At 70.9% G+C, this 8,792-nt stretch carries 8 protein-coding genes; 3 read left to right on the forward strand and 5 right to left on the reverse strand.

The window, feature by feature from the left end; translation table 11 throughout:
* Positions 1 to 53: 53 nt before the first annotated feature.
* Positions 54 to 755, reverse strand: a complete 702-nt coding sequence (locus AC08OQ_RS14610) for an SDR family oxidoreductase (RefSeq protein WP_476612119.1) — start codon at positions 753 to 755, stop codon at positions 54 to 56.
* A gap of 649 nt (positions 756 to 1,404) precedes the next feature.
* Between AC08OQ_RS14610 and AC08OQ_RS14615 the strand changes: the two genes are divergently transcribed.
* Complete coding sequence (locus AC08OQ_RS14615) at positions 1,405 to 1,875, forward strand: response regulator transcription factor (RefSeq protein WP_462188140.1); 471 nt, start codon at positions 1,405 to 1,407, stop codon at positions 1,873 to 1,875.
* A gap of 154 nt (positions 1,876 to 2,029) precedes the next feature.
* Here AC08OQ_RS14615 and AC08OQ_RS14620 read toward each other — a convergent pair whose 3' ends face one another.
* The 3 genes from AC08OQ_RS14620 to AC08OQ_RS14630 all read right to left on the reverse strand — a co-directional run bounded on the left by AC08OQ_RS14620 (position 2,030) and on the right by AC08OQ_RS14630 (position 5,480).
* Positions 2,030 to 2,710, reverse strand: a complete 681-nt coding sequence (locus tag AC08OQ_RS14620) for a FadR/GntR family transcriptional regulator (protein ID WP_476601623.1) — start codon at positions 2,708 to 2,710, stop codon at positions 2,030 to 2,032.
* A 175-nt stretch (positions 2,711 to 2,885) separates the two neighbouring features.
* A complete protein-coding gene (locus AC08OQ_RS14625; RefSeq protein WP_476601622.1) occupies positions 2,886 to 4,232 on the reverse strand; it encodes an NtaA/DmoA family FMN-dependent monooxygenase in 1,347 nt (448 codons plus the stop codon).
* Between the two features lie 54 nt (positions 4,233 to 4,286).
* A complete protein-coding gene (locus tag AC08OQ_RS14630) occupies positions 4,287 to 5,480 on the reverse strand; it encodes an LLM class flavin-dependent oxidoreductase (RefSeq protein WP_476601621.1) in 1,194 nt (397 codons plus the stop codon).
* A gap of 421 nt (positions 5,481 to 5,901) precedes the next feature.
* Between AC08OQ_RS14630 and AC08OQ_RS14635 the strand changes: the two genes are divergently transcribed.
* Positions 5,902 to 6,591 carry a class I SAM-dependent methyltransferase gene (locus AC08OQ_RS14635; RefSeq protein WP_476601620.1) on the forward strand — a complete coding sequence of 230 codons (690 nt, stop codon included), beginning with the start codon at positions 5,902 to 5,904 and terminating at the stop codon, positions 6,589 to 6,591.
* A 50-nt stretch (positions 6,592 to 6,641) separates the two neighbouring features.
* Here the strand turns inward: AC08OQ_RS14635 and AC08OQ_RS14640 are convergent, their stop codons facing one another.
* Positions 6,642 to 7,604, reverse strand: a complete 963-nt coding sequence (locus AC08OQ_RS14640) for an N-acetylmuramoyl-L-alanine amidase (RefSeq protein ID WP_476601619.1) — start codon at positions 7,602 to 7,604, stop codon at positions 6,642 to 6,644.
* A 673-nt stretch (positions 7,605 to 8,277) separates the two neighbouring features.
* Here AC08OQ_RS14640 and AC08OQ_RS14645 point away from each other — a divergent pair.
* Positions 8,278 to 8,739, forward strand: coding sequence for a ChaB family protein (locus tag AC08OQ_RS14645; RefSeq protein ID WP_462188134.1), 462 nt, complete (start codon positions 8,278 to 8,280; stop codon positions 8,737 to 8,739).
* The last annotated feature ends 53 nt before the right edge of the window (positions 8,740 to 8,792 follow it).

Raw genomic sequence — 8,792 nt, forward strand, 5'->3', positions numbered from 1 at the left:
ATCAGCGACAGATCCCCACTCCTGACCCGCCGGCTCGAGCGGAAACCCGCCTTTCAGCGCATCACGAGACCACCGTCGATCACCACCGACTGCCCGGTCATGTAAGCGGAGTCCGGACCGGCCATATAGGACACGAAGGCGGTCACCTCCTCGGGTATCTGCCCGCGGCCGAGCGGGATCCCGGCGGCGTACTGCTCGAGCGCCTGCCCCTTGCCGAGGCCCAGGTGGCCGCCGAGCTTTTCGGCGATGTCCGCGCCGTCCGCCGCGAGGCGCAACGCGATCGCCCGGCCGATAGTGAACTCCGATAGTGAACTCCGCCATGCCGCCATGCCGCCGTCGGCCATCAGCCCGTGGAAGCCGATCTGGCGGCAGACGTTGTACCGGCCGGCCCGGCACGGCGGGCACTGCCCGCAGCGGTAGATCGGTTCGCCCGTGGCCCGGTCGCCCACGACGACCGAACCGACACCATCGCCCCTGTCGACCACGGTGCCGCCTAACTCGTGCCCCAGGACCAGGGGGATCGACAAGCCGGTCAGCGGACGCGGCTCGGTGGGGAAGAAGAGCGGGCCGGCGAGCTCGGGCCGGGTGGCTCCGACCGGCTGTGGCTCCGACCGGCTAACTCGGGCCGGGTGGTTCCAACCGGGTGTGGCTCCGAGCGGGTAACTCCGACCGGGTGGTTCCGACCGGGTGTGGCCGCGGCCGCCACGGCCAGTCCGGCCTATTCCTACCATCCACCCGCGCGGATTCCCGTGCATCCGCCCACATCATCCGCCGTCGTCCCACCTATTAACCCGGCGGGCTCATCGGATAACCCCCGAGGCCGTTTACGCTGCCCGCCGTCAACCCGCTGACGTGCGGGTTCCCGCCTGCCTCCAGGAATTTCCTTCGCGCCCCCTCAAACCGAGGGGTACTTTGGTGCGGCGACGTGGCATGACGCCCCCGAAGGAGCCCCTTTCGGGGTAGCATTCAAGACTACCCTCGGGCCTTCCGGCCGGGGGGAGCAGTATGTTCTTGGCATGGGAGCGACACCATTGACGACCGGCCGGAGCAAGGAGATAGGGGACGTAATGAAGTAACAAATACGTGATCGAGAGCATCATCACAGGTCACAGGCCTGTGGAGGGTTCGAAACGCGCAAGTTATTGCATTTCGACTCCATAACCTTTTCGATGTAGCCGGCAGCGGGCATCCGACGAAGACGGACGGCCAGCCTGGAGCGGAGCCGACGTGGCAGTGTGCCCACTTCACCCGCGACCGGATCATGGAAGGCATCACACAAAGGTGGTGTACGGCTGATCCCGGGACCGACCGCCCCTTCATGAATACACCGGTACGCGCCTGGTTGTCCGGGGGCGCCCATCCGGAGGTAGCTGGGTTATCGACGTGGATAGGGAGAGGAGCATAATGGGCCCAGTGGCATCGGATTCGATCCCGATGCAGGTGCGCCTGCACCGGACGATGACCCCTGCCGGCTTTGACCGCGCACCGGGACCATTCGTCGCCGATGGACAGCCGCCCGACTCTCGCACGCAGCGGGAGCGGGTCCGCCTGGCCCAGATCGAGTTGCTGGAGCTGAGCGCCCAGATGACGGCCCCCCATCTCCGGCGGCAGATCCTGCACATCTACTCCCTGCTGCGCAACGAACCGGTCGTCACGCCCGGCCCGCCGAAGCCGCCGCCCTTCCGCCTCACCCTGCGGGAGATGGAGGTGCTGACCCTCGTGGCCACTGGCTGCTCCAACGTCGAGGCGGCGGAGCACCTCACGATCCGCGCCGAGACCGTGAAAACCTACATGCGCAGCATCATGCGCAAGATGGGGGTCCGTAACCGTACGGCAGCCGTGCACGCCGCCCGGCAGAGCGGCCTGCTGGACTGAGCGGCCCGCTGGACCGAGGCGGCGCCGTAGCCCCCCAGCGAGACGACGCGCGGACCGTGACCAGGCGGCGGCATGGACCCGGCCCCGGACGGCTCACCAGCCGAGGAGATCCTCCGGCTGGTCGCGGAGGTAGCGGGCCATCGCGTCCCCGTGCTCACGGCACAGTGCGGCGGCGGTGTCGGCATCGCCGTCCCCCCACCGCCTCGGCGATCCACCGGCACTGCTCCCAGGCCAGGGCGACGCTGGCGGGGTCGGGCAGGAACGGCCGCGAGGCCGGGTACTGCGACAGCGAGCCGAGCACGTCCTCGAAGAGCTGAAGGGTGGGGCTGCGGGCGATCTCGGCGAGCAGCACGCCCCACTGCGCCCGGGTCCGGGCATGGTCGCGGGCATCCCCACCGGCGGTGCCGTCAACGGCGGCGTTGACGGCACCGCCGACGGCGCTGTCGACGAAGGTCAGCAGCCGACCCCGCTCGGCCGGATCCGGATTGAGCGCGGCGAGCCGGGCGCATTCGGTGGTGATGAGGGCGTGGGTCGCGCTGAGGTCGGCGAACGAGGCCCGACGGGTGCGCAGGAAGACCGACGCCATGTGGGCGACCCCGGCCGCGTCCGGCCGCTGCCCGTACAGACCGCCGTGATGACCCCGGCGGACGGTGAGGATCCCCTCGGCCTGCAACAGCCGCACCACCTGACGCAGCGACGGCCGGCTGACGCCGAGCCGGGCCAGCAGCTCGTTCTCCTGGCCGAGGTACAGGTCGCCGTCCTGCCGGCTGAGAATCTCCTCCCGCAGAACATGAGCGACCGCCGTCGCCGTGTTCACCGCGGCCACCCGTTCCATGCGTCCCTCCTCCCGAGCGTCCCTCCTCCCGAGCGTGACGCCTCCCGAGCATGACGCGAGCAACATCATACTTTCAGGTACCTGTAAGTTTCAGGTACCGAAGACAACACCGCCGGCGAGGAGTTCGAGACGGCGGGCCGGGCGGGCCGAGCGGGCAGCCCGACCGGGCAGCCCGTTACCCGAGCGGAGCGAGGCCGAGGTGCTCGCGCAGCGTCGTCCCCGAGTAGTCGGTGCGGAATACGCCGCGCTCCTGGAGCAGCGGCACGACCGTGTCGGCGAACTCATCCAGCCCGCCCGGGGTGATGTGCGGGACGAGGATGAACCCGTCGCTGGCGTCCTCCTGGACGAACTTGTTGATCGTCTCGGCTACAGTAGCGGCCGAACCGATGAACGGCTGCCGTCCGGTGACCTCGATGACCACCTCGCGCAGCGAGAGCTTCTTCGCCTCGCCGAGCTCGCGCCACTGCCGGACGGTCGCCTGCCGGTCGTCGAACATCCGCACGCTGGCCCGGCCCTTCGAGATGGTGTTCTCCCCCAGTACCGGGTCGACCTCGGGCACCGGGCCGTCCGGGTCGTAGCCGGAGAGGTCGCGGTTCCAGAGCTGCTCGGCGAACAGGATCGCCGTCGCCCCGCTGACCTGCTGGCGCCGGATCACGCCGGCCCGTTCCCGCGCCTCGGCGTCGGTGTCGCCGAGGACGAAGGTCGCCGCCGGCAGGACCACCAGTTGCTCGGGTCTGCGGCCGTGGCGGGCCAGGCGGCCCTTGATGTCGGCGTAGAAGGCCTGGCCCGCGTCGAACGTGCTGTGCCGACTGAAGATCGCGTCGGCGGACGAGGCGGCGAACTCGCGGCCGGCTCCCGAGTCGCCGGCCTGGAAGATGACCGGCCGGCCCTGCGGGCCGCGCGGCACGTTGAAGTGGCCGCTGATGTCGAAGAACGCGTCGTGCAGGTCGAACACGCCCGGCCGCGGCGTCCGCAGGAAGACCCCGGACTCCTTGTCGGCCACGATCTCGTCGCCGTGCCAGGAGTCGAACAGCTCCCACGCCGTGCGCAGGAACCGCTCGGCGCGGGCGTAACGGTCCTCCTCCCGCAGGTAGCCACCGCGGCCGAAGTTCTCCCCCGTGAACGCGTCCCACGACGTGACCACATTCCACGCGGCCCGACCGGCGGAGAGATGGTCGAGGCTGGCGAACTGCCGGGCGACCTCGTAGGGCTCGTTGAATGTGGAATTGATGGTGCCGGCCAGCCCCAGCCGTTCGGTCACCGCGGCGAGCGCCGCGAGCACGGTGAAGGTGTCCGGCCGGCCGACGACGTCGAGATCGTGGATGCGCCCGTTCTGCTCACGCAGGCGCAGCCCCTCGGCCAGGAAGAAGAAGTCGAACTTCGCCCGCTCCGCGGTCCGGGCCAGGTGGGCGAAGGAGCTGAACTCGATCTGGCTGCCCGCCTGCGGATCACTCCACACCGTCGTGTTGTTCACTCCGGGAAAGTGCGCAGCCAGGTGGATCTGCTTGATCGGCCTGCTCATCGGGGGTCCTCCGGAATCCTGCGTGACGTCCGCCGCCGAGAGTCGGATCAACGATCAGACGGTGGCGTAGCGGTTGGCGGGTCGCGGCAGGCCGAGGTGGCCGCGCAGGGTGGTGGCCTGGTAGGCGGTGCGGAAGGCGCCACGGTGGTGGAGTTCACCGACGAGCCCGCGGGTGATGGCTTCGAGGTCGTGGGGAAGGGCGGCCGGGCGTAGTCGGAACCCGGTCAGCCCGGTGGATCGCCAGTCGAGGAGAAGGTCGGCGAGGTCGCCGGGGGTACCGGCGAAGATCAGCGCGTCGGAGGTGTAGGGCTCACCGGCACGGGCATCGAGACGACCGCGCCGTTCGGCGGCCTGCTCCGCGGAGGCGTCGAGGAGAACGACGAGATCGGCGAAGACGTGCAGGGTGTCGTCGGCGCGTCCGGCCGCGGCCTGTTCGGCGCGGATCTCGCCGACGATCGCCCGGGCGTCGGCGGCGGTGTGCGGGGTGATGTAGGCGACGTCGGCGGCGCGGGCGGCGAGCCGGTAGGAAATGGTGCTGTGGCCCAGGGCGGTGACCAGCGGCTGGCCCTGGGGCGGACGGGGGACGATGGAGGGCCCGCGGACGGAGAACCAGCGGCCTTCGAAGTCGATGTAGTGCAGTTTGTCGCGGTCGATGAACCGTCCGGTGGCGGTGTCGCGGATCTCGACGTCGTCTTCCCAGCTGTCCCACAGCCGGCGTAGGACCTCGGCGTAGTCGGCGGCCTCGTCGAACAGGTCGCTGATGACCGCCTGGGCCTGGGGGGTCTGGTAGTCGGCGATGGTGGGGAGGTCGCGTCGGCCGAGGTGGGGAGTTTCGCCGGGGCGCAGGGCCTGGACGCGCACCCCGGCGCGGCCAGTGCTGGTGTAGTCCAGGGTGGCGATGGCCTTGGAGATGTGGAACGGCTCGGTGTGGGTGGTGGTGACTGCGGGGACGAGGCCGATGTGGCTGGTCAGGGGGGCGACCCGGGCGGCGGTCAGGACGGCGTCCAGGCGGCCGCGGACCTGGTCGGTACGCCCGTCGGGGCCGTCGAGACGGGAGGTCTGCAGGGCGAGGGAGTCCTCGATGGTGACGAAGTCGACCAGCCCGCGTTCGGCTTCCAGGACGAGGTCGGTCCAGTAGCGGGCGGTGAACAGCTCGGCCGGGCGGGCATCGGGCTCCCGCCAGGCCGCCGGATGCCACCCGGCTCCGTCCAGAGCGACGGCGAGACACAGCTCCGCGAGGGCGGTCATCGGGTCGGATCCAACATGCGGCGCATCGGGATCTCCTCAGACGGTGGGTGGCCGGGCGGTGGGTGGCCGGGCGACGGACGGTGGACGGCGTCGGGCGCTGCCTCACCGCACCGAGATCGGCGCCGGAAGCGATGGTGCGCGGGTGGTGGCGCTGAGGGCGCGCCCGGAACTCCGGCCACGAAGGTGCCGGGGACGCGCCCGATCGGGGGACAGCGCGGGGCCGTCAGCGACAGCGGCTGGTCTCAGCGCGCCCGTAGTCGATGCAGCGGCGGCACGTCAGCAATGGAGATGTGCGCACACTTTTCACTCTGAGTAGGTGAACGTTGCCGCGTCAAGAAGGAGGTGGGAATGTGACGTGCGATACGTCAGGCCCGCGCGGGAAGTTCGGGTGCGCAGCCGGGCCCGACCGTATGATTGTCCAATGGATGAGATAGTAATCTCATATTCCGAGACGCCGGGCTGGGATCCCGAGACCTACGACGGGGAGCGCCGCCGGCTCGTCCCCTCCTTCGACCTGCTGTACGGATCGGTCGGCGACCTGGTGGCGCGCCAGGGTGGCGCCCGACCGGCGGTGCTCGACCTCGGCGCGGGCACCGGTCTGCTGGCCGCCGCGGTCGCCGCGGCCGTCCCCGACGTCCGGTTGCACCTGTTCGACGACGCCGCGCCGATGCTGGCCAAGGCCCGGGCGCGGCTGTCCGCCGGCTCGATCGAGGCCGTCACCGTCGCGGACCTCGCCTCCGCCCTGCCGACCGGCCCGTTCGACGCGGTCGTCTCGGCGCTGGGCATCCACCACCTCGACGACCCCGGCAAGCGCGACCTGTTCCGCCGGGTGCGCGACGTCCTGTGGCCGGATGGGCTGTTCGTCAACCTCGAGCAGGTCAACGGCCCGACTGCCGCCCTGACCCGGCAGTACGAGGACATGCACGAACGGCAGGCTCGGGCGGCGGGTTCAGACGACGCCGAGTGGCAGGCCGCGTTGCGGCGGATGTCCTTCGATCGGTGCGCGCCGCTCGCCGACCAGCTCGACTGGCTGGCCGACGCCGGATTCGCGCCGGTCGACTGCGTCGCCAAGCACGGCAGGTTCGCGGTCTATGCCGGCTGGCGCCCCTGAGCCCGTCCACGGCCCACCCCGTCACCCGGCGGGGCACCAGCCGGTGAGCCTCACATCAGCTGCCGGGCGACGTCCGTCCGCACACCTGCCAGGGCGGTGTAGGCCGCGCCGCCCGGACATTCGGTGGCCATCCAGTCGCGGTGCCCGCTAACGGCCGGGACGGTACGACGCCTGCCACTCACCGGATGGACGTAGTGGACGGTGCCGAGCGGGTCGAGATGATGCGCTCCGGTCAACGCGAGCAGCACCAGGACGAGCGTGCGACGGGCGGCGGCGGTGGGGGTGCGCGTCCGCAGGTCACCGAGCAGCGCGACGCCGACGTTGCCGGCGTTGAAGTCCGCCACGTGCGCACCCGTCACCACGTAGCCGTCCTCCCGGTGGCCGGGAACGCTCTCCGTTCCCGACCACCGGCCCTCGTAGAGCGTGCCTGCCTCGTCGATGAGGAGGTGGTACCCGATGTCCGACCATCCCCGCTCGACCGTGTGGAAGTGGTAGATCGCCCGCACGGTGGCGGCGGGGTTCGGATCGTCGTTGGGCGTCACCGTGTGATGAACCGTGACAACCTGGCCCGGGTGGTACGTCGGTTTCCAACCGCTGCCGGGTGAGGGGGACAGCCGCAGCGACTCGTCCGCGCCCCACGCGGCCCGGGGCAGGTAGCGCAGGTCGAGCGTCGCCGGCAGCCGGACGGGGGCGACCGGGGCGGCGGCGACGATCTGGGCGCGGCGAAGAGCCCCGGCGACCGGGCGGCGCGCGAAGCCGAAGACGCAGAAAGGGCGGCGCGCGAAGCCGAGATCGCGGAAAGGGCGGCGTAGGCGGACACAATGGGTGCCGTTAACCGCTGCAACGGCCCCGACGTCGTGTTCAGGGCGGTGGACGTCACGGACGTCGCGCCGGGTGGCAACCACAGTTCGTAGCCGGTCGCGCGGTGCGCGGCGACCAGCACGGCGGCGCTCCTCCCCCCGGCCGGCGGGTCGTCCCGATCCACCGGACAGCCGACCGCCAGCGGCCGCCATGCGTCGAACCCACCCCCCGGCTGGCGCAGCCGGATCTCGGCGCCCCGAGAAGCGGCACCGCCGGCACCGCCGGGACCGCCGGTGCCGGCGGTGCCGGCGGTCCCCGTGCCGGCACCCCCGGGACCGGCCCGGCCATCCGCCGCGCGATCCTTCCCGTCACGGGTCCATCGGACGGCCACGTAACCGATGTCGAAATCCGACGTCGCGGGCCCCACTCCCCTCGTCACGGCGGCCAGGGTCCGGGGCACGAGCACGACACGCGTCCCCGGCGCCGAGAAGGCCCGCGCTTCCGCACCGGGTCGGACCCCTGCGGCCGGTGGCCCGGCCGGGCCAGCGGACGCGCTGCTCGGCGCGGCGTCGAGCAGCGTCTCCGCCCATCCACCCAGACCGGCACCGGCGAGACCGAGAATTCCGCGCCGGGACAGACCGGGCTCACGGCGACGCCGGCGAAACGGGTCAGCGGCATGGGACATGAGGCGTCCTTCGGGTCGTCATGGTCGAGACATTGGCACGCTACGGTAGTCGATGCCTTACCCTGTGCATCAAGGCGCCAAGAGATCCACCACGAGCTACCCGGCGGCAACGGGGACGGGGAATACGTCCCGGCGTCACGGGAAGGTCCATAAGCATCCGTTCGGGAGGACCTGAGCATCCGTTCGGGAGGAGGAGTGCCATGGTCGGGAAGAAGCCGCAGACCGACAAAACCGACAAGAAGGCGCAGGCCGACGAGATGCGGGACGATGTTCCGTCCACCATCGCCCGCTCCGACGATCAGGCCATCCGCACCTGGAAGAAGACCCACGACTCGGCGGTGGAGACCTACGGTGAGGGTGCGCGTGCCCACCGTGCGGCCTTTGCCGCCCTCAAGCACACCCACGAGAAGGTGGGGGACCGTTGGCGGCCGAAGGGTCGGCCCGGTCCCTCCGACGAGCAGGCCGCCACGCCGACGCCCGCCTCCCGGCACAGCGGGCCGACCGCCGAGGGCGTGGACGCGAACGCCTCGCTGACGCACCTGCGCGCGCTCGCCCGCGAGCTCGGCATCCCCGGCCGATCGACGATGTCGAGGGACGATCTCGTCGAGGCAATCAAGAAGGCCAACCGCAGGCGGACCGCGCAGGCCCGCAGCGGCGCGTAGGAGCCGTCCGCTCCTGAGAATACCGACCAGGACCAAGATTGGCGTTTACTGCC

This window comes from Frankia sp. CcCS3 (genome assembly GCF_977927575.1).